The 20,034-nt window shown below is 66.8% G+C and carries 12 protein-coding genes and 1 pseudogene; 4 read left to right on the forward strand and 9 right to left on the reverse strand.

Annotated features, from left to right (window positions below; genetic code table 11):
- Positions 1 to 153 precede the first annotated feature (153 nt).
- The 7 genes and pseudogenes from ACORQU_RS09345 to ACORQU_RS09375 form a co-directional block, all read right to left on the reverse strand.
- A pseudogene (locus ACORQU_RS09345) lies at positions 154 to 917 on the reverse strand (RHS repeat-associated core domain-containing protein); the annotation flags it as partial.
- A 210-nt stretch (positions 918 to 1,127) separates the two neighbouring features.
- Positions 1,128 to 1,457 carry a hypothetical protein gene (locus tag ACORQU_RS09350; protein WP_491644822.1) on the reverse strand — a complete coding sequence of 110 codons (330 nt, stop codon included), beginning with the start codon at positions 1,455 to 1,457 and terminating at the stop codon, positions 1,128 to 1,130.
- On the reverse strand, positions 1,438 to 6,024 hold the full coding sequence (locus ACORQU_RS09355; protein WP_491644823.1) for an RHS repeat-associated core domain-containing protein: 4,587 nt from the start codon (positions 6,022 to 6,024) through the stop codon (positions 1,438 to 1,440). The genes ACORQU_RS09350 and ACORQU_RS09355 overlap by 20 nt, the downstream gene beginning before the upstream one ends.
- A gap of 439 nt (positions 6,025 to 6,463) precedes the next feature.
- Complete coding sequence (locus ACORQU_RS09360; RefSeq protein ID WP_491644824.1) at positions 6,464 to 8,086, reverse strand: NAD(P)/FAD-dependent oxidoreductase; 1,623 nt, start codon at positions 8,084 to 8,086, stop codon at positions 6,464 to 6,466.
- Positions 8,087 to 8,884 (reverse strand): glycosyltransferase family 2 protein, encoded by a 798-nt coding sequence (locus ACORQU_RS09365; protein ID WP_491645035.1) that lies wholly within the window; start codon positions 8,882 to 8,884, stop codon positions 8,087 to 8,089. It lies immediately after the preceding gene.
- An 11-nt stretch (positions 8,885 to 8,895) separates the two neighbouring features.
- Positions 8,896 to 9,681 carry a beta-ketoacyl synthase chain length factor gene (locus tag ACORQU_RS09370; RefSeq protein ID WP_491644826.1) on the reverse strand — a complete coding sequence of 262 codons (786 nt, stop codon included), beginning with the start codon at positions 9,679 to 9,681 and terminating at the stop codon, positions 8,896 to 8,898.
- Positions 9,678 to 10,871 carry a beta-ketoacyl-[acyl-carrier-protein] synthase family protein gene (locus ACORQU_RS09375; RefSeq protein WP_491645036.1) on the reverse strand — a complete coding sequence of 398 codons (1,194 nt, stop codon included), beginning with the start codon at positions 10,869 to 10,871 and terminating at the stop codon, positions 9,678 to 9,680. The genes ACORQU_RS09370 and ACORQU_RS09375 overlap by 4 nt, the downstream gene beginning before the upstream one ends.
- A gap of 203 nt (positions 10,872 to 11,074) precedes the next feature.
- On the opposite strand from ACORQU_RS09375, the gene ACORQU_RS09380 reads away from it, so the two are divergent.
- Genes ACORQU_RS09380 through ACORQU_RS09390 form a run of 3 tightly spaced genes read left to right on the forward strand, consistent with a single transcriptional unit; the run spans position 11,075 to position 15,035 of the window.
- The gene (locus ACORQU_RS09380; RefSeq protein WP_491644828.1) at positions 11,075 to 11,332 is read left to right on the forward strand and encodes a YcgL domain-containing protein; all 258 of its coding nucleotides are present in this window, start codon (positions 11,075 to 11,077) and stop codon (positions 11,330 to 11,332) included.
- Complete coding sequence (locus ACORQU_RS09385) at positions 11,325 to 14,648, forward strand: ankyrin repeat domain-containing protein (protein WP_491644830.1); 3,324 nt, start codon at positions 11,325 to 11,327, stop codon at positions 14,646 to 14,648. The genes ACORQU_RS09380 and ACORQU_RS09385 overlap by 8 nt, the downstream gene beginning before the upstream one ends.
- Before the next feature lie 33 nt (positions 14,649 to 14,681).
- A complete protein-coding gene (locus ACORQU_RS09390) occupies positions 14,682 to 15,035 on the forward strand; it encodes a tRNA-binding protein (RefSeq protein ID WP_491644832.1) in 354 nt (117 codons plus the stop codon).
- A 52-nt stretch (positions 15,036 to 15,087) separates the two neighbouring features.
- Here the strand turns inward: ACORQU_RS09390 and ACORQU_RS09395 are convergent, their stop codons facing one another.
- A complete protein-coding gene (locus tag ACORQU_RS09395; protein WP_491644834.1) occupies positions 15,088 to 16,884 on the reverse strand; it encodes a monovalent cation:proton antiporter-2 (CPA2) family protein in 1,797 nt (598 codons plus the stop codon).
- Positions 16,885 to 17,063: 179 nt separating this feature from the next.
- Here ACORQU_RS09395 and ACORQU_RS09400 point away from each other — a divergent pair, with 179 nt between their 5' ends.
- A complete protein-coding gene (locus ACORQU_RS09400; protein ID WP_491644836.1) occupies positions 17,064 to 17,891 on the forward strand; it encodes an energy transducer TonB in 828 nt (275 codons plus the stop codon).
- A gap of 122 nt (positions 17,892 to 18,013) precedes the next feature.
- Here the strand turns inward: ACORQU_RS09400 and rho are convergent, their stop codons facing one another.
- Positions 18,014 to 19,828 carry a transcription termination factor Rho gene (gene rho / locus ACORQU_RS09405; RefSeq protein ID WP_491644838.1) on the reverse strand — a complete coding sequence of 605 codons (1,815 nt, stop codon included), beginning with the start codon at positions 19,826 to 19,828 and terminating at the stop codon, positions 18,014 to 18,016.
- Positions 19,829 to 20,034: the final 206 nt, after the last annotated feature.

The raw sequence follows: 20,034 nt of genomic DNA on the forward strand, positions 1-20,034 counted from the left end.
TGCATCCGCGCACCATAAACTACGCTGGAAATCGTAATTATGGTAAAGCAATTCATTGCCGACAAAGTCTTGCCACCCAATTGGCGTCGGAACGATGAAAGATGGTCCTCCCGGGTAGCTACAGCCGGTCAGGCCACCATAAGAGGCGCATGCCAGCCCGGAAAAGTCACTTGCGCTGAGCGGACTAAACCCAGCATATCCATAAGAGCTAATGCCCCCCGTAAGCCGATAGGATCACTCTGCACATACCGCCCAGTGGTCGGCTCGTAATCCCGAAAGTAGTTGTAGTTGACTCCCGTCGCCGCGTCGAACCGCTGCCCCGGAAACCGCATATCCAGTTTGAACGAAGTGCCATCACCATCCGGGTCCTCTTCCGGCGCGGTGGCGCCGAACGCCTCACCCTTCAGATCCCACTTCCATACGGCCTTGTCGGTCACCGGGTCGATCACCACGCGCGGACTGCCCAAGTGGTCGGGCTCGATATAGGTCAGTGCTCCGCTGGCCTCGTTGCGCAAACCCACCGGCAGATCGTCCAGCCAGATCGCCTGCTGGATGGGCGTGCCGTTGGCGCTGTAGTCGCCGATCCAATGCCCGGCCTCGTCGTAGAGCGTGTAGCGGCTGTCCGCGCCCAGGAAACTGCGCACCCGCTCGCCCTTGCCGTTGTACTGGTAATTGCGCACCGTCGCACCGTTCCGGCGCACGCTGCTCATCCGCCCCGCCGGGTCGTAAAAGAAATCCTGCGCGCTGCTGCTAATCCCGATGGTGTTGCCCGTCCTGTCGTAACGGCGCGTCAGACCGCCAACACTGCTCAGGCGATAGCTGGTGGTCGGATAGGCGTAGGTTGAAGTACCGGCTGCGGTGGTCAGGCTGATGCGGTTGCTGGTCTTGTCGTAGCCGTAGCCGCCAATCACCGCCCCAAGATGTCTTAAGTAACTCCGCCCCCTTTGTTCAACGTTCGTGCTGGTCAGGACGGTAGTTGCCATGGCTAGGTGCGGATTTCCAGATCCGCTCCTTGCGGGTGTTTGTAGCCCTGTGCGTTTGTGCTACAGCCTTGCCAGGTCGTAGGCGTAACGGGCGACCAAGGAGGCGTTGCATTGGCACGCTAAGTCGCCAAAGCGATTGTATCGTCAGGGAATTGCTTCATGAATTTGCGCCATGCATCGACTCATCTCTATCTCCGTCTTAGCAGCCTTTATGCAGTAAAAATCTTTTCGCGTATATGGCTGTTCAGACATGCATCTTTTAGCGGCTTTATTTAATAAATCTTCAGAAATTTGATCATTAGGTTCAAATTTTAGTAGCGATTTCTTGAATGCAAGTTCACGGCTGCTAATTAGGCGACACTCCTCAGTTGATAATGTCTCCTGCTTGCAGCCGGCTATCGAGAGTAGTGTGCTACAAATAAAAATCGCTATGCTCATAAGCGTAAAATGGCGGTTATTTGCACCCACAGCCATGTCTAATTGCCTCGTTGTCCATTTTAAGTACATCTCGGATATTATTTTCATCAACAGAAGCGCCTTTCAAACTGACGGCATTCATAATTCCAGAGCCATGCACAAGTCCAAGAAGATGCCCTGCTTCATGTGGAAATGAAGCATCCCCCCAAAAATTTTGCATATACCATGCACCCCAATTCATATCAGCGGTATTAACCCATGATCGCTCATTTCCAGGTCTCACGGCGATCCTGTTGCTGTTTCCTTGGTCCCACGACGGCATTGACATGACTACGGTTTTAACGTTGTAAGAGCCAAAACGACCACTCCAAGCGGTTTGGATTGCGTCCGAAATTTGTGCTACTTGAGCTTCCGTTGCACCTTGGAAATTTATTGGAATGGCGATCCCAATGTTATTGCCTTTCTGACATACGTAGCCAACTAAGCCCGATGGATCGATCGCATTAATCGGATTTCCGCCAACATAGGCATAGGTACTAAGCCCTCCATCCAACCCAATCGGATCACTCTGCACATACCGCCCAGTGGTCGGCTCGTAATCCCGGAAGTAGTTGTAGTTGAGTCCCGTCGCCGCGTCGAACCGCTGCCCCGGAAACCGCATATCCAGTTTGAACGAAGTGCCATCACCATCCGGGTCCTCTTCCGGCGCGGTGGCGCCGAACGCCTCGCCCTTCAGATCCCACTTCCATACGGCCTTGTCGGCCACCGGGTCGACCACTACGCGCGGACTGCCCAGGTGGTCGGGCTCGATATAGGTCAGCGCCCCGCTGGCCTCGTTGCGCAAACCCACCGGTAGATCGTCCAGCCAGATCGCCTGTTGGATGGGCGTGCCGTTGGCGCTGTAGTCGCCGATCCAATGTCCGGCTTCGTCGTAGAGCGTGTAGCGGCTGTCCGCGCCCAGGAAACTGCGCACCCGCTCGCCCTTGCCGTTGTACTGGTAATTGCGCACCGTCGCACCGTTCCGGCGCACGCTGCTCATCCGCCCCGCCGGGCCGTAAAAGAAATCCTGCGCGCTGCTGCTAATCCCGATGGTGTTGCCCGTCCTGTCGTAACGGCGCATCAGACCGCCAACACTGCTCAGCCGATGACTGCTGCTCGGATAGGCATACAGCGTGGTGCCGCTGGCCGTGGTCGCGCTGGTGCGATTGCCGGTCTGGTCGTAGCCATAGGCATCGATCACCGCGCCGGTCGGACCATCCTTGAACTGAGTCAGCCGGTTCAAGGCGTCGTAGCCGAAGCTCACCTGGGGCAGTGTGGTGCCGGGTTGACGCAGTTGATCTACATTGCCCACCGCGTCGTAGTCCAACTCCATCGATAGGCCGCCTGGACCACCATCATGGATGGTCAACGGGCGATAGTCCTGATCCAACGTGCGGCTGAGCTGGCGTCCATTGCCGTAAATCCAGCCGGCCACCGGACCGAACGCGTGATAGGTCGCGCCGGTCAGGAGGACCTGGCGTCCGCCGTCGGCGGGGGTGACGCCCACCTCGGTGGTGCGGCCTTGCGCATCGTGCTGGTAATCCACTACCGCGCCATCGGGATAAGTGATCGCGCTGAGCTGGCCGCCGGGTGCATAGGCGTAACGCAGCGTCAACACGACGCCGTTGGTCGTTTGCACTTTGCGGGTCAGATTGCCGAAACGGTCATAGCAATACTGCGTAGTGCCGCTGGCGTCCTGCAGCTTGCTCAAGCGTCCGACCGTGAAGGTTTCACCAGCAGCGCACACGCTCTGCGTGGCGTCGTAGGTATAGGTGACGTTGAAGCTGGTGTTGGCGTAAGCCTGCTCAGTCAAACGATTGAGCGCATCGTAGGTGTAGGTGGTTGTCCTGCCCTGCGCATCGGTCTTGCTGGCCGGGTTGCCGCCGCTGTCGTAGGTGTAGCGGGTGGTGCCGGTGTCGGGGCTGACCAGCGTGGTCAGATCGCCCAGGCCATTGTAGCTGTAGGTGGTCTTCAGGCCCTTGGGGTCGGTCACTTGAGTCAGGTTATCCAGCGCGTCGTACGTGAACTGGCTCTGCGCGGCAATGCCGCTCGGGTCCTGCAGCGTGCGCTTAAGTCGGTCGAGCGGATCATAATCCTGCTGGGTAATATGGCCCAGCGCATCGGTGATCGCAGTGTTGTTGCCGTTGGGATCGTAACCGAAGTCGGTGGGGTTGGCCGCGGCATCGGCCCGCGTCTCCAGCTGGCCGAGTTGGTTGTACACGCGTGAGAGCGTGCGCTTGAGTGTGCCGCTGGCATCCTTGATGTCTTCGGCAATCCGGTTACCCGCGTTGTCCAGGGTGTAGTGGATCGTGTTGCCCGTGTTATCGCTGATATCGGTCAGGCGATGGGCCGCGTCGTAGGTGTAGGCGGTGAAGGCGCCATCGGACTGGGTGAGCTGCTTGACCAGGCCAGTGGGCCAGTAGGCGATGGTCGTAATGCGGTCGTCCGATTCGCTACCGTCGTTGGTGCCGCGCAGCTTGATGGCGGTCAGCCAGCCGCGCGGGCTATAGCTGTAGTCAGTGATCACGCCATTCGGGTCCTTGACCGACAGCTTCCGGCCGGCCGCATCGTAGGCCAGCGTCTCGGTGACCTGGCCCAGGGCATCGGTGACCTTCCACAGGTCGCCCTTGCGGTGGGCACAGGTGCCACCGGCGGCACAGCCGGCATCATCGGCTGGATAGTAAGCGTATTGGGTGAGGTCGGACACGTCCGTGCGCGGGCCGTCGATCGATTTCACCAAGCCCAGGACGGGGCAGGTGCTGCCGCTGGCCGACACGTCGGCGTCCTCGCAGTAGATGATCGCCGTGGTGCGGGACACATCCGCATCCATGTCAGTTGTGGTGATGGCAGTCGGTTGCAGTCGCCCATTGCGGACGTAGGACACCAGTCGCGCATCGGACTCGATCGAAGACACCCGGTTGGCGTCGACCAAGGTCCGGGTGGTGGTGGTGCGTTGCTCCGGCCGGCCCTGTGCCTGCTGGGCTGTGTGGACGTCCAGCGTCGCCGCGCCTCCCGCTACCTCGGTATACGTATGCTTGGTGATCACGCCATTGCGGTCGGTCTCGGTGTCCAGGCGCCTGCGGAAATCGGTCGACTCGGGGTAATAGGTCCGGGCGCTCTGCCCCCCGGCGTCGCTTGCACCGGAAAACTGACGCGGACGGCCGTATGTGGTCCCCACCAGCCCATAAGTGGTCACGTTGCCCAGCGGGCTGGTCGCGACGGAGCCGCCGGTCGTCGGATAGTTCAAGGTGAACTGATCGATCCCGTTGGCGTGGGTGGTGCTGGTTACCCTGCCTGCCGCGTCGTAGGCGAAGGTGCTGTAGCGCTGCCCATCCTCGCGCGTGACGCCGGTCAGCAATGCAGGGAAGGCCGCATCTTCGTAGTGGTACTGCACGCTACTGCCATCGGCGTATCCGGCCGTCTCCAGCATGCCGTTGGCATCATAGGCATAGGCGACCAGAACCACGCCGTCGCTGGCGATCCCCGTCAGTCTTGCGCGGGGCCGGTCGCCGTCGTAGACCAGCTGTAGCGTGCGACCGCTCGAGCCTGCAATGGTGGTCAGCAATTCCCCGGCGTAGCCGTAGGTCCACTGAAGGCCGCTATCCAGCCGTTGCCAGAGAACCTTGCCCTGCGCGTCGAAGCGCAGGGTGCGGTCGGCCTGCTCCAAGATCCACTCGCCATTCTCCTGACTCAGCACATCGTCGCTGCCGTCACTGGCCAGATAGGACGTGCCTTGCAGGCGGAAGGGAATCTGGAAGCCCTGCGGGTCGATGTAGGACACTGTCAAACTGCCATCGGAGGCCGCCACTGCGTTTACCCTGACCGCGTGCTCGTGACTCCAGCCCGCGCCAAAGCCGGGCGTGCTGTTACCGATCAGGGAATGGAAATGCCTGACGAAAGCGATCCAGCCCAATTCAAAGTCAGTCGCGGTCTCGTGCTTGTCGCCTGTCGTGGGGTCGCAGGGGTTGCCGAGGCATTGGTCGCTTTTTGCGACGAGCTTGCTGAAGTAGCTGGAAGGACTGCTCTGGCTTGAGATTCGCGATTTGCACATCTGTGTCGCCGCGTCCCAAATCCGCTTTTGCGAGCACTCCAGCGTGCGTTGGCGCCAGACGTTTGCAGATGCGCGTTGACCGGCGGTGCAACTCGGATCACCAGGTACATGGATATAGTAGTCCATCATCTGCGTCATGGGCTCACCATTGACGCCACTGGTGACCACTTGAGCGTTTTCCCATGGGCTTTCCTGCGTGACCTGCACGTCGGTGCCTGGACCGCAAGCGCTCACCATCTCCGCGACGAGCCCTGCGATCAACGCCTGGTCATCCTCAGGATAATTCTCGTAATTGTCGCCGGTGTAGCCTATGGAGTAATGCCAGGAGCCTTTGATAATCGGAACGGATTCAATTCCGTAGTGGTACTCGGTCTCGCTTTCCGTCGTCTTCGTAGACAAGACAATCCATCTTGCGTCGGCCGGGGTTGAGCTCGCCCATTTACTTTGGATAGCTAACTGCACCGCCTTTTCGCTGTTATAACCACTTGGGTAGGCAGAATAAAGTGTCCAAACCTTCTTGGTTTCTTGTGCCAACGCCGGTAGCGTGACCGCCATCATCGCCAGTGCAAACACTATCGCCCGACGTGAGGCCGATGTGGCGTGCACACGAAGCGCTCTCAGGGCTACATAGGCCGGGCGCGCAAACATTTCCATTGCAACTCCTTTTGCCAATGTGCTTCAGCTTTGCGTGAACTCAGATCGAGAGCCACATTTTCCGTTATCAGGCTGTTCGCTTCGCTTTTCCTTTTCGGGGCGAGACAGCAACGGCGATCCCCAGCTTTATTTCAGATCGCTTTTAGTAAGTCAAGCCGGAATCTCTTACGCTCCCATCCGATGGGCTAGACCTTGATGCACTACACGGCGTACGACGATTTTGATTGAAAAATGCACCGTGGGTAGATCCGCGGGGATGGGCGTGAGTACAGGCGGTCACGCGGCGCATGGCCGCGGAATTGGAGGAGCGGTACCGATGCTAAGGCGCATCCGCATACCACGTTGCCTCTAACGACTCTTCTAGCGGCGCAATGTCGACTAGCATGGCCTGCAACTCGTGGTCGCCGATGCCGACATGCTGGCTCTGTGCGCGGGTCAGGATCTCCCCAGCCAGCCACTCCATGCGCGCGACGTTGGACTGCAGGCGCGCGGCCAGCGCGTCGGTATCCAGCACGTCATTGAGCGCGCGGTTGAGTTCGTGGAACCAGCCGATGGTGTACTGGTCCAGTAGGCGGCCGTCTTCCAGCACGGGCGGCGCGGCGAGGTTGCGCCGGCCCCAGTCGGCCAGCAGAGCCTGCACGCTCAGGTTGAGCGCGCGCCCACGCTGGAACAGCGGCCGCAGTCGGCCCAACAGCGAAATGTCGGTCAGGCGCCCGGCGAAGAACAGCGGTGCCAGCAGCGACCAGTAATAGGTGTAGTCCCAGATCACCTTGACCGGCATCACCTGGGCGTCGCCGAACAGCGCGTACTGGCCCTGGTAGAGGGTCAGGGTGTTCTCGTAGAAGCCCTGGTAGAGCTGGTTGTAGACGCTGGCATAGGCGCCGACGTCCTTGCCGGCGCGGTCGCGAGCGATCAGCTCGGCCACGTAGGTGTTGGAGATGGCGATGAAGTCGGTGCCCGGCGAATAGAACGGATCCAGGAACAGCCCGGCCTCGCCGGTGATCGCCCAGCGATGCTCGCCGAACACCTGTCGGCAACCATAGGACACGTTGCGGAAGAAAGCGAAATCGCGCAGCACGTGCTCTTCGCGCGCGAGCGCGGCAGCCACCTGCGGCTGGTGACGTGCCAGCCAGTCCATGGCCTTGGCGTGGGTGTTCATCGACTCCAGCGGATGCATCGCCGTGTCGCACACGATGCCCAGCGAATGCGCGCCGGAGGACAGCGGAATCAGCCACACCCAGTAGCCCGGCCCACACATGTGGTTGGTCGAGCGCCAGCGGTCCGGCGGGGTGCAGCGGGCCAGCCAGTCCGGATCCTGCGACCAGGCGTTGGGATCGACGTGGCCGTCCACGCGCCACCAGACCGCGTGGATCTGATGCGGGTTGTCCTGGGCCAGGTCGAGCTGGCGCTTGAGCAGGCCGGCGCGACCGCTGGCATCAATCACCCAGCGTGCCTCCAGCGCATGCAGCGCGCCCTCGCGTTCGAAGCGCACCCGGTGCGGGGCATCGTCCTGGTCGAGCTCAATGGCGCGCACGGTGGCGCCATCGATGAATTGCACGCCGTGCTCGGCCGCGTGTCGGGCCAGAAAGTTCTCGAAGCGGCCGCGGTCGATCTGCCAGGACGGCGTGGGCAGCAGCTGGCTGACGCCGACCTCGGTGCAGCGGTCCACGTCGCGGCGTCCGTCGGAGAAAAAGAAGCGGAACCCGAACTTGCGCAGGTGCTCGGCATCCAGGTGGGCGCGCAGGTCCAGCACGTCGGCCAGGTAGCGCGCACCGATCTCCACGGTCGATTCGCCCACCTTGAAGGCCGCTTCGGCCACCGGGTGGCGGCGACGTTCGATCACCTGCACCTGGATGCCCGGATCCTGGCGCTTGAGCTGCAAGGCCAGGGTCAGGCCGGCCAGGCCGCCGCCGAGGATGGCGACATCGGTGTGCTGTGTCATCTAGGCGTCCTTGGCGGCAGACGATGCGGGTACCATCGCGAACTCACCGGAGGGATCGTGGATCACCGGCGGCTGCCGGCGCGCGTTGCGATATTCACGCAGCACGTGGCCGTACGCAAAGACCTGCCTCACCACGTGCGCGGTGATCTTGACCAGGTCGTGGACCAGGCGGAAATGGCTCTGGCGGAACTCGCCGCCTTCCAGATGCAGATAGCGGGTTTCCACCGGCACCGAGACCAGCCGCGCGTTGGCGCGGCGCGCGGCGGAAATCAGCATCTGTGCCTCGAACACGAAGCCCTCGCCTTCCACCCCTTCGAGCGTGAACACACTGCGCGGATAGAAGCGCTGCCCGCTCTGGGTGTCGCGCAGGCGGAAGCCACAGGCCCAGGCGATGCCCCAGTCGCCGAAGTCGTTGCCGATGCGGCGGATGGTCGGCTGGCTGGCGCGCTTGCGCAGGCGCGCACCGTTGACCACCCAGCCCGGGTAGGCGTTGGCGGCTTCGAGCATGCGCGGGAAGTCGCTGGCCTTGTGCTGGCCGTCGCCGTCCATGGTCATCACGCCCTGTGCGCCGATGCGCGCGGCTTCGGCGAAACCGGTACGCAGCGCCGCGCCCTTGCCCATGCGCCGCGGATGGCGGATCAGGGTGATCGGCAGGCCGTCCAGGCAGGCGCTGGTGCCGTCGTCCGAGCCATCGTCGACCACGATGACGTGCGGGCACACCGCCAGCGCGTCGCTGACCACTTCGCGGATGCGCAGTTTCTCGTTGAGCGCGGGGATGACCACCGCCACGTCCTGCATCGTCAGCGCCGTCACCGCGCGAGCTCCACATGCAGCGCGTCACCGTTGCCTGCGTCAAGGTGGGCGTGCGACGCGTTAGCGGCCAGCGCATCGAACAGCGGCAGCATTGGCGCCATCGCGTTGCCGGCGGCGTGGTGTTCCAGCGGGCCGGCCGGGGCGCGGTCGCGACCGCCGCTGCCCAGCGTGGCGCGCAGCACGGAGCCCTCGCCGGTGCGGCTCAGAACCAGCGCAGCGCCCAGCAGCCCCTGGCTGTGCGAGACCCGGCCCAGCGGCCCGGCCGACTGGCTGTCGTAACCCACCAGCAGCACGTCATCGGTGTCGGTGGCCAGCTGAGTCAGGGCTTCGAGCAGGCCCTGGGCGAAGCTGCCGTGGAAGGCGCTCAGCGCGGTGGCCGGGGCGTGGGCGCCGGCGCCGATGGTCCAGTAGCCGGCCGCGGCGTTGTGCACCGAGTTGTGGAAGCGGGTCGGCGAGATCCCGGTCGGGTCATCGGCCAGCTGCCGGCACATGTAGTCGGTGATCGCCAGGTCGCCGTGGGTGGAGGTGAACACCGACGGCAGCACCTTGGGGTCACGCCCGGCGGCCTGGCAGGCGGCCAGGGCCACTTCCAAGGCCACGGCCACCGTCTCCGGTGCACGGCGCCGCTCGTTGGGGGCCAGCAGCTGCGGCGCAGGCTTGGCCGGCGCCTGTTCGGGCAGGGCGCCGCCCCGGGCAAAGGACTGAGCGGCGTCCCAGGAGGGCAGGCCGCGACACCAGAAACCGATGCCCGCGATGCGGGCGGACAGGACAGGCGACTTCATGCGCGGCCGAACACCAGCGCGCAGTTGTTGCCGCCAAAGCCGAAGGAGTTGTTCATGGCGTACTGCACCGTGCGTTGCTCGGGCGCGAAGCGGATCTGCGGACCGCAGGCCGGATCGCGGATCTGGGAATTGAGCGTGCCGGGCAACTGCCCGGTCTCCAGCGCGATGAGCGCGAACACCGATTCGACGATGCCCGCCGCGCCCAGGGTGTGGCCGGTCCAGGCCTTGGTCGAGGCCGCGTGCAACGTGCCGGGGAACATGGCCGCCACCGCGATCGCCTCGACCGTGTCGTTGGCCGGGGTCGAGGTGCCGTGCAGATTGAGGTAGTCCAGCTGATCGGCCTCGATGCCGGCGCGGGCCAGTGCATCGCGCATGGCCAGCTGCGCGCCCAGGCCCTCCGGGTGCGGGGCGGACATGTGGTGGGCGTCGCTGGATTCGCCGTAGCCGCGCAACTGCACGGCGCTGTCGGCGGCCTCGTTGCGCTCGACCAAGGCGAAGCCGCCGGCTTCGCCCAGCGAAAGCCCGTCACGGGCGGCGTCGAAGGGCATGCACTTGTTCCTGGACACCAATTGCAAGGAGTTGAAGCCGTACAGCACGCTGCCACATAGCGTGTCTACGCCGCCGACCAGCGCGGCATCGACCAGCCCGGCGGCGATCAGGCGTGCGGCCTGGGCGAAGACCTTGGCGCTGGAAGAGCACGCCGTGGCCACGGTCATGCAGGGGCCGGCCAGGCCGGTGGCGTGCTGGACGAAATCCCCGAGCGAGTGCGGGGTGTGCACGATGGGCCGCTGCAGGTCGTCGGGAAAGCGCGCGCCCTCGGCGTCTTCTTCCAAGCGGGTATAGGCCTCTTCGCTGGCCCCGATGCTGGAGGTCGAGGTGCCCACGATCACGGCCACCCGGTGGGTGCCGTAGCGCGCGCCCGCCGCGCGTGCCGCCTCCAGCAGCCCATCCTGTTGCAGGGCCAGCCAGGCCAGGCGGTTGTTGCGGCAGTCCCACTGCGCCAGCTCCGGCGGCAGGGTGACGTCCTCGACGCCGTCCACCCGGCCGATCCAGCAATCCAACCGCGGCGCGGGTCCGAAATCGTTCTCGCGCAGGCCACTGCGGCGCTGGTCGAGGGCCTGGGCCTGGGCCTGGCGGCCGGCGCCCAGGGCGGTGGTGGCGGTGTAGGCCGTGATCGCCAGGGGCGTCATGCGGGGCTGGGACGGCATCAGCGGGATGTGTCAAAAGATGACAGACGAGTATAGCCACGCGTCGTCGATGCGCTGTGCACCGACGCCGTGCTGGTCAGGCACCTGAAGCCCGCACGCGCGCCTGGCGCTCGTCGGGTTCCGTCGTTGCGTCAATTCCCGCACAATCGTGACACTTTCCTTCAAGAACCTTCCGCACGCGCCTGATGCAAGCGTTCGTCTACAAGAGCCTGCGCAAGGCCGACACTTACGTCTATCTGGCCGTGCGTGACGATTTCGCCTGCCTGCCCGAGCCGCTGCGCACGCAGGTGGGTGAGCTGGCCTTCGTCCTGGACGTGACCCTGACCCCCGAGCGCAAGCTGGCCCGCGAGGACGTGGCGGTGGTCCGCCAGAACCTGGCCACGCGCGGGTTCCACCTCCAGTTCCCGCCCAAGCCGCTGATCGGGGAAACGCCCGATGCCTGATGCTGGCCGTTCGCCGATGCCCGCCGTGGCCGCCGCGATGGGCGCCGGCCTGGTGCTGGCGGGGCTGAGTTACTTCGGCGGCTGGCTGGCCCTGGCCGGCGCCTGGCTGGCACAGCCGGCGTTCGCGTTGGCCGTGTCCTGGCACGCGCGGACCCGCGGCATGGCCGGCGCGGGCTTCCTGCGGCGCGACCTGCTGGCCCTGCTGGCGGTCTGGGCGGGCGGGTTCGCCGGCATGGCCCTGCTGCTGGCCTGGCCGCTGCAGCGCCTGCGTGACGGCGGCAGCCTGGGCGCGGCGCTGGGCCTGAGCGCGGCGGCCGGCCTGTCCCTGATTCTGCTGTGGCGGACCTGGCCGCTGTGGCAGGCAGTGGAATGCCAGGGCGGGCGCCTGTCGCGGCACTGGCGGCTCATGCTCGAGCGCGATGCGGGCGACTGGCATGGCCTGGTTGTCGCGTTCGCAGCCGCGCTCGCCATCGGTACGGGTCTGGCGCTTGCGTGGCCGGCGCTGTGGCCCGGCCACCTGCGTGGTCTGGGGGCGGCGGTCTACGTCATCGCCTTACCGCTGCTGCACTGGGGCCTGCAGCGCACCCCGCGCAGCGGTGGCCTTCCGGTCCTGGAAATGCCCGGCCGCGCGGCGGCCCGGCCCCAGTCCCCGGCGCCCGTGATGGAGCCGGTCCTCGCCCCCGCGCCGCGTCCGGTGTCCGGGCCGGCGCAGGTCGCCGCGCTGTACGAGGCCGCCCGCAGTGGCCGGGTCGAGCGTGCGCTTGAATTGATCGAGGCCGGCGCCGATCCACGGGCACTGCCGCCCGCCGATGCCCGCGACCAGCGCAGCCTGGCCGTGCTGGCGGCGGTGCTGCCGGATCTTCGACTGCTGCGCCAGCTGATCGCCCGCGGAATCGACCTCAACCAGGCCCATGCCGGCATGACCCCGCTGCTCGCCGCGACCCGCGACAGCTGGCATGGCCGTCCCGACGCGGTGACCACCCTGCTGACCAACGGGGCCGATCCGCGCCAGGCCGATCGCGACGGCAACACCCCACTGCACCACGCCGCGCGCAGTTCCGATCCGGGCGTGGCCGCGCTGTTGCGCGATGCCGCCGCCGAACTGGATGCCTGCAACCGCGACCGGTTCACCCCGCTGGGCATCGCCTGCCTGGCCGGCAACTGGCGCCTGGCCAAGTTCCTGCTCGAGCGCGGGGCCCGGCCCGAGGCCGCTGGCGCCCAGCCGGCCCTGGTCGCCGCAGCGGCCACCGAGGAAGACGACGCCGCCGGCGTGCAGCTGCTCCTGCGCCACAAGGCCAAGGTGGATGCGCGTGGCACGGGCGGACGCAGCGCCCTGCACGAGGCCGCCTTCGCCGGACACGAGGACATCCTGGCCGCGCTCCTGGCGGCCGGCGCCAGCGTGGATGCACGCGACGACGCGCAGGCCACGCCCTGGCTGGAAGCGGCCCGAGGCGGACGCCAGCGCGTGCTCGACACCCTGGCCGCGGCCGGCGCCGACTGCCAGGCCGTCGATGCGCGGGGTCGCGATGCGCTGATGCTGGCCTGCGCGGCCGAGCGGGTGACCCCGGCCCTGGTGCAGCGCCTGCTGGCGCTGGGCCTGGACCCGGCGCGACGCACTTCCGACGGGCAGCGCGCCAGTGATCTGGCCGCCGCCGCCGGGCGTTGGTCGCTGGTGGCCGTGCTGGACCCGGACTACCCGCTGCCCAATGCCGTCTCGGCAAGTGAGGGCCAGCAACCGCCGCCGGACCAGGCACCGCTGGGCCTGCTGCGCGAGGCGCTCGAGCGCGGCCAGTTCAACGGCCTGGCCGAACTGGCGCGCCTGTGCACCCCCGCAGAACTGGGCAGCCTCCTGCATGCGCCGGCGCTGTTCGCCTCACCCCAGGCCGTGGCCTGGCTGCTGCGCCACCGTGCGGCAGGCGAAGAGCGCGACGTGCGCGGCGATGTGCCGCTGCACGCCAATCTGGCGCGCGGCCCGGCGGCGCGGCCGGTGATCCGGGTCTTGCTTGATGCCGGGCTGTCGCCTGCGGGCGGAGCCGGCCTTGCGCGTTTCCTGGCTGCCTGCAGTCCAGGGACCGATTCGGTTGGCGCGCAGGCGCTGGCCTTGGAACTACTGCAGCGCGGCGCCGACCCCTTTGCCATCTCGCCCGCCGGCGATCCGCCCCTGTCCCTGGCCGTGCGCCTGGACTGGGCGCCGCTGGTCGACGCCTTGCTGGCGATCGGCGTGGATCGCGAGACCCGCGATGCGCGCGGCATGTCCGCCTTGCACCTGGCCACGGCGCTGGGCAACGTGCCGATGGTGCGCCGCCTGATCGCCGGTGGCGCCTCGCCCGACGCCCGCGCCGCGGATGGGCAGACCCCGCTGGGCGTGGCCCTGTCCAGTGGCCGGCGCGATCTGGCCGACTGGCTGGATTGGCGCGGCTGGACCCTGCCCGGGCGCACGCTGCGTCCTGGCGATCTGCCGTTGGCCGCGATGGCCGGCGATGCCGATGCGGTGCGCAAGCTGCTGGACCTCGGCTTCCCGGTCGACGCCCCCGATGCCCAGGGCTGCAGCGCGCTGCTGCGCGCCGCCGGCGGTGGACACCGCCCGGTGGTCGACCTGCTGCTGGCCCACGAGGCCGATCCGCAATGCGCCGCGCGTACGGGCGCCACGCCGCTGTCGGCGGCGGTGAGCATGCGCCAGGCCGGCATCGTCGGCGCATTGCTCGACGCCGGTGCCGATCTGGAATACCGCCTGCCCGGAGGCGTCAGCGTGCTGATGCTGGCCGCGGCGCTGGGCCTGCCGGACATCGCCGCGCGCCTGCTCACCGCGGGCGCCGACGTGCATGCCGCCGACGCCCAGGGCCTGACCTCGCTGCACTGCGCCTGCCTGTTCGGCTTCATCGCCCACGATCGCGCCCGGCTGCTGGCGCTGCTGGACACCTTGCTGCTGGCCGGCGCGCAAGCCGATGGCGCGGATGCGGCCACCGTGACCCCGCTGTTGCTCTTGCTCGGTGCGCGCGCCGAGCCAGGGACGTCCTGCGACGAGGACGTCATCCTGGCCGGGCTCGAACGCCTGCTGGACGAAGGGGTCTCGCTTGAGGCGCGCGATCCGCGCGGCTTCGGGCCCCTACATCTGGCGGCGCTGCATGGCTTGCTGCGGGTGGTCCAGCGGCTGCTGCGTGCCGGCGCCGACCCGGAACTGCGCGATGGCCTGGGCCGCAGCGCGCGCGAGGTGGCAATCATGCGCGGCTTCGTCGACGTGGCCGGAGAACTCGCTCCGGCGCTGGTGCCCGGTAACGGCACGCCCATCGCCCGCTACCTGCGCGATCCGCGCTGATCGGGCTCCGATCAGATCCACTGCAGCGTCCTCATGCCCACCAGCCCGGTTACCGCCGAACCCATCACCTGGTCCGAGTTCGACCGCGTGCTGATGGTCGCCGGCACGGTGCTGCGGGTCGAACCGTTTCCCGAAGCCCGGCGCCCGGCCTACAAGGTCTGGGTGGATTTTGGCCCCTACGGCGAGCGCAAGACCAGCGCGCAGATCGTCGATCTGTACGCGCCACAGGACCTGGTGGGCCGGCAGATCATCGGGGTGATCAACTTCCCCGAAAAGCAGATTGGCCCGTTCAAGTCGCAGTTCCTGCTGACCGGTGTCTACACCGAGGCCGGTGTGGTGGTCAGCGCGCTGGAGCGCCCCGTTCCCAATGGATCGCGCCTGGGCTGAGCACCTGGCGGGCATCGCGCGGCGCGACCGCTGATCGGAATCGCAGGGCTGGTCATGGACGGCTGGCGGTGTCGCCGTCGGTCGAGGTCTGGGTGTCGGCGGCGAACAGGCGTTCCAGGTCGCGGCGCGCGTCCTTGGAGGTCTGCAGCAGTGCCGCTTCGTCGTCGTAGACCAGGTACTGCTCGCGCAGCAGCTTCTCGTCATGGGCGCGGAAACGCTGGGTGTGTTCGGCGGCCGTGGCCGCGTCCACGCCCAGCGCGGTCATGACCCGTTCGCCCATCTCCAGGCTGGAACCGAAGGTCTCGCGGAAGGGCTCGGCGCTCAGGTCCATCAGGCGCCAGGCGTGCTGGCGGTTGCGCGCGCGGGACAGCACCGTGGCCGTCGGGTACATGCGCCGGATCAGGCGGGTGGCCTTGATGTTGGTGTCCGGGTCATCCATGGCCACCACGAAGACCTTGCAGTGCTGCGCGCCGGCCGCGCGCAGCAGGTCCGGGCGGGTGGGGTCGCCGTAGAACAGGCGCGCGGTGCCGAAGCGGCGCAGGGTGTCGACCGTCTCCGGGCTGTGCTCGAGCGCCACGAACGGCACGCGCTGGGCGGTCAGCAGGCGGGCCACGATCTGTCCGAAGCGGCCCATGCCGGCGATCAGCACCTGTGGCTGCAGATCGTCGACCTCTTCGAAGGCGCGCTTGGGACCGACCGGGGCCTTGTCCAGCCAGCGCCCGGCAGCGATGAGCAGCAGCGGGGTGGCCGCCATCGACAGGCCGACCATGGCCACCAGCCGGTCATGGTGCTCGGTGCTCAGCAGCTGCGAGGCCTCGGCCTGGTTGAACACCACGAAGGCGAACTCACCGCCCAACCACAACACGCCGCCCAGTTTGAGCGCCGAGCGCCAGGTCATCTGCTGCTGCCAGCGCCCGAGCGCGACTAGCACGCCCACCTTGATCAGTAGCAGCGCGACGACGCCGGCGGCGATGATCCACGGCTCGTTGCGGATGCGATCCAGGTCCACGGTCATGCCGATGGCGATGAAGAACAGCCCCAGCAGCAGGCTCTTGAAGGGCTCGATCTGCGATTCCAGCTCGTGCCGGAATTCCGAATCGGACAGCAGCACGCCGGCCAGGAACGCGCCCAGGCCGGCGCTCAGTCCCGCCAGCTGCATGAACCACGCCGTGCCCAGCACCACCAGCAGCGCGCTGGCGGTGAAGACCTCGGGCATGCGCGTGCGCGCCACGATGCGGAACATCTGCCGCAGCAGCAGGCGCCCGAACACGATGACGATGACGATGGCGCCCACCGCGTGGAGCGCCATCGACCAGGTCAGGGTCTGGTTCTTGGCGCCGCCCAGCAGCGGGATGGCCGCCAGCAACGGGATCGCCGCCAGGTCCTGGAACAGCAGCACCGCAAAGCCGGTGCGTCCGTAATCGGTGGTCAGCTCCTTGCGCTCTGCGAGCAGTTGCAGGCTCACCGCCGTGGACGACAGCGCCAGGCCCATGCCGACCACCAGCGCGGCCTTCCAGCTCAGGCCCAGCGCCAGGCAGATCCCGCCCAGCAGCAGGGTGCTCAGCAGCACCTGCAGGCCACCGGTGCCGAAGACCGGTTTACGCATCACCTTCAGGCGCGAGGGCGAAAGCTCCAGCCCGATCACGAATAGCAGCATCACCACGCCGACTTCCGAGGCGTTGAGGATGCGTTCGGCATCGCGCACGAAGCCGAAGCCGAAGGGCCCCAGCGCGACGCCAGCGGCCAGGTAGGCCAGCACCGCGCCCAGCCCGAAGCGCTTGAACGCCGGGACGGCGATGACGCCAGCCAGCAAGAAGAGCAGGGCAATTTCGAGGCCGCCGCTGTGCATAGGAATCTCCAGGAACGGCCCGCATTATGCGGTGCGCCTCGCGTGCACGGGGCGGGTGCTCGCTGGATGCTGTGTTCAATCCCGGTTTGCCTGACGCGATTCCTGCATCTACGCTGCTGCTCTTCAATCGCAAAGGAGCGCGGACCATGCCGAAAATGGGTTGGTGGACAGGAGGGATCGTGGCCCTGCTGATGCTGTCGATGGGCGCCCAGGCGCAGACGGCCAGGGCGGTACGCCAGACGGTCGAGGCGTCCATGCTGGTGTCCGGCGAGATCGAGATCAGCCCGCAGGGTCAGGTGCGCAACTTCAGCGTCGCCGGGCGAGAGGACCTGCCGCCGGAAGTGACCGGGCTGCTGGACCAGCTGATTCCCGCCTGGTGCTTCGAGCCGGTGGAGCGGGAAGGGCATGCCGTCGCGGCGCGCTCGCCCATGCGCCTGCGCCTGGTGGCCCGCAAGCTGGGCGAGGATCGCTATGGCCTGAGCGTGGTCAGCGCGCAGTTCGACGGTGAGCCTGAGCCGGGCGAGCGCGTGCAAAGTCGCGACATGAAGCCGCCTTCCTACCCCGTGGCGGCGGCGCAGAGCGGCGTGGGGGGCGATGTCTATGTGCTGGTGCGGGTTGGGCGGGACGGCCAGGTCGAAGATGTCGCGGCCGAGCAGACCAACCTGCGCGTCGTGGACAGCGCGCCGAGGATGGACAAGTGGCGCCGCATCCTGGAGCAGGCCGCCCTCAGCGGCGCGAGGCACTGGTCCTTTACCCCGCCCACGCGCGGAGCCACGGTCGACGATGCGTACTGGCAGATGCGCGTGCCGGTGTCCTTCAGCGTCGGTGAGGACTTGCCGTCCAAGGGGGAGAACCACTGGCGCGCCTACGTCCCCGGGCCGCGCCAGCCTGTGCCGTGGGCAACGCCGGACATGGCCGCCGACGCGGGCGTGGATGCCGGCGCGGCCGGGCAGCCCAGCCAGGTGGGAGTCGGCTTGCATCTGCGCTCGCCGCTTGGCGCCAGCTGAGGATGGCGCAGCGATCCTGGGCTCGTGAGAAGCCAGGGTCGGACCACATCGGCGGTACGACCCCTGGATCAAAAAAGCCCCGCGCAAGCGGGGCTTTTTTTGCGGCAGTCGGGCCCGAGGCCTTAGCGCTTCATCGAAGAGAAGAACTCGTCGTTGGACTTGGTGTTCTTCATCTTGTCGAGCATGAACTCCATCGCGGCGATTTCGTCCATCGGATGCAGCAGCTTGCGCAGGATCCAGATCTTCTGCAGCAGCTCCGGCTCGATCAGCAGGTCCTCGCGGCGGGTACCGGAGCGGTTGATGTCGATGGCCGGGTACACGCGCTTCTCGGTGATGCGGCGGTTCAGATGCACTTCGCTGTTGCCGGTGCCCTTGAACTCTTCGTAGATCACCTCGTCCATCTTCGAGCCGGTCTCCACCAGCGCGGTGGCGATGATGGTCAGCGAGCCGCCTTCCTCCACGTTGCGCGCCGCGCCGAAGAAGCGCTTCGGACGGTGCAGGGCGTTGGCGTCCACGCCGCCGGTGAGCACCTTGCCCGAGGAGGGCACCACGTTGTTGTAGGCGCGGGCCAGACGGGTGATCGAGTCGAGCATGATCACCACGTCCTTCTTGTGCTCGACCAGGCGCTTGGCGCGCTCGATGACCATTTCGGCCACCTGCACGTGGCGCGCGGCCGGCTCGTCGAAGGTCGAGGAGATGACCTCGCCGCGCACGGTGCGCTGCATTTCGGTCACTTCTTCCGGACGCTCGTCGATGAGCAGCACGATCAGGTGCACATCCGGATGATTAGTGGTGATGGCCGTGGCCACCTGCTGCATCATCATCGTCTTACCGGCCTTGGGCGGGGAGACGATCAGGGCGCGCTGGCCTTTGCCCTGCGGTGCCATCAGGTCCAGGATGCGGCCGGCGATGTCCTCGGACGAGCCGTTGCCGCGCTCCAGGGTGAAGCGCTTGCGCGGGAACAGCGGGGTCAGGTTCTCGAACAGCACCTTGCCCTTGCTGGCCTCGATCGGCTCACCGTTGATGGTGTCGACGATGTTCAGCGCGAAGTAGCGCTCGCCGTCCTTGGGGAAGCGGATGCGGCCGGCGATGTGGTCGCCGGTGCGCAGGTTGAAGCGACGGATCTGGCTGGGCGAGATGTAGGTATCGTCCGGGCCGGCCAGGTAGCTGGCCTCGGCCGCGCGTAGGAAGCCGAAGCCATCGGGCAGGATTTCCAGCACGCCGTCGGCGGCCACGCCTTCGCCATGGCGGGTCAGCACCTTGAGCAGGGCGAAGATCACGTCCTGCTTGCGGGCGCGGGCCACCCCGTCGGTGATCTGCAGCTGCTCGGCGATCTCCAGCAGCTTGTGCGCCGGCATGCGCTTGAGGTCGCTCAGCGAATACTGCGGGAAGCCCTCGGGGACCTGCGGATGCGGGCGCGGGACGAAATTGTCACTGGCGCCGTCCTGCGGGAAACCATCGTTGAAGCGGTCGCCGCCGCCACCGCGGTTGCGGTCGCGGTCACGGCGATTGCGGAAGCGCTCGCGGCGGCCGCCCTGGCCCTGCGGGCCGTTGTTCTGCTGGGCGTTGTGCTGCGGGCGCTGGCCATTGCCGCCGCCGTTCTGCCCATTCTGGCCGTTGTGCAGCTGACCACCGTCCGCGGTGACCTGCTGACCGCTGTTGCGCGGCTCGCCGCCTGCGGACTCATTGCCTGCTTCGGCGCGCGGCGTGGGCGCAGAAGCTTCCGCTTGCGGGGCGGGGGTCGGGGCGGGCGGCGCTGGCGTGGCACGCGGCGGAGCCGGTGCTTCGGCCGGTTTGGCGGCGGGCGGGGCGGTGTCGAGGGCCAGGGCGGCCTGCGGGGCCGCGGTATCGGTCTTGCTGGCGGCGGCCTTGCTCACGCGCGGCTTGCGCACGCGCTTCTCGGCGGTAACGGCGCCGGTTTCATTGCTGTCGGACAAAGTGCGATTCCTCGCTGAGAGGTTGCGAGCCTGCCGGCGGCACGAACGGGCGCGGGCGGCTGTTGAAGTGAGGGTGTGTGGTACTGCAGAGGGGGTGCGGCGCGAAAGCCCCGAGCGCCGGATGTCTTGACAGTAGCACCGTGCCGGAGCGGCTTCAAGCGCGCTCCGGCGACGGGTTGCAGCGGATTCAGGCCTGGCGGTGCGCC

It is taken from the genome of Pseudoxanthomonas sp. JC1303 (assembly GCF_058448525.1).

What these genes read in the sequence shown, in the direction of transcription:
- ACORQU_RS09360 (WP_491644824.1), bottom strand. Translation starts at nt 8,086, where the DNA reads ATGACACAGCACACCGATGTCGCCATCCTCGGCGGCGGCCTGGCCGGC.
- ACORQU_RS09365 (WP_491645035.1), bottom strand. Translation starts at nt 8,884, where the DNA reads ATGCAGGACGTGGCGGTGGTCATCCCCGCGCTCAACGAGAAACTGCGC.
- ACORQU_RS09350 (WP_491644822.1), bottom strand. Translation starts at nt 1,457, where the DNA reads ATGGCTGTGGGTGCAAATAACCGCCATTTTACGCTTATGAGCATAGCG.
- ACORQU_RS09380 (WP_491644828.1), top strand. Translation starts at nt 11,075, where the DNA reads ATGCAAGCGTTCGTCTACAAGAGCCTGCGCAAGGCCGACACTTACGTC.
- ACORQU_RS09375 (WP_491645036.1), bottom strand. Translation starts at nt 10,871, where the DNA reads ATGACGCCCCTGGCGATCACGGCCTACACCGCCACCACCGCCCTGGGC.
- ACORQU_RS09390 (WP_491644832.1), top strand. Translation starts at nt 14,682, where the DNA reads ATGCCCACCAGCCCGGTTACCGCCGAACCCATCACCTGGTCCGAGTTC.
- ACORQU_RS09385 (WP_491644830.1), top strand. Translation starts at nt 11,325, where the DNA reads ATGCCTGATGCTGGCCGTTCGCCGATGCCCGCCGTGGCCGCCGCGATG.
- ACORQU_RS09370 (WP_491644826.1), bottom strand. Translation starts at nt 9,681, where the DNA reads ATGAAGTCGCCTGTCCTGTCCGCCCGCATCGCGGGCATCGGTTTCTGG.
- ACORQU_RS09395 (WP_491644834.1), bottom strand. Translation starts at nt 16,884, where the DNA reads ATGCACAGCGGCGGCCTCGAAATTGCCCTGCTCTTCTTGCTGGCTGGC.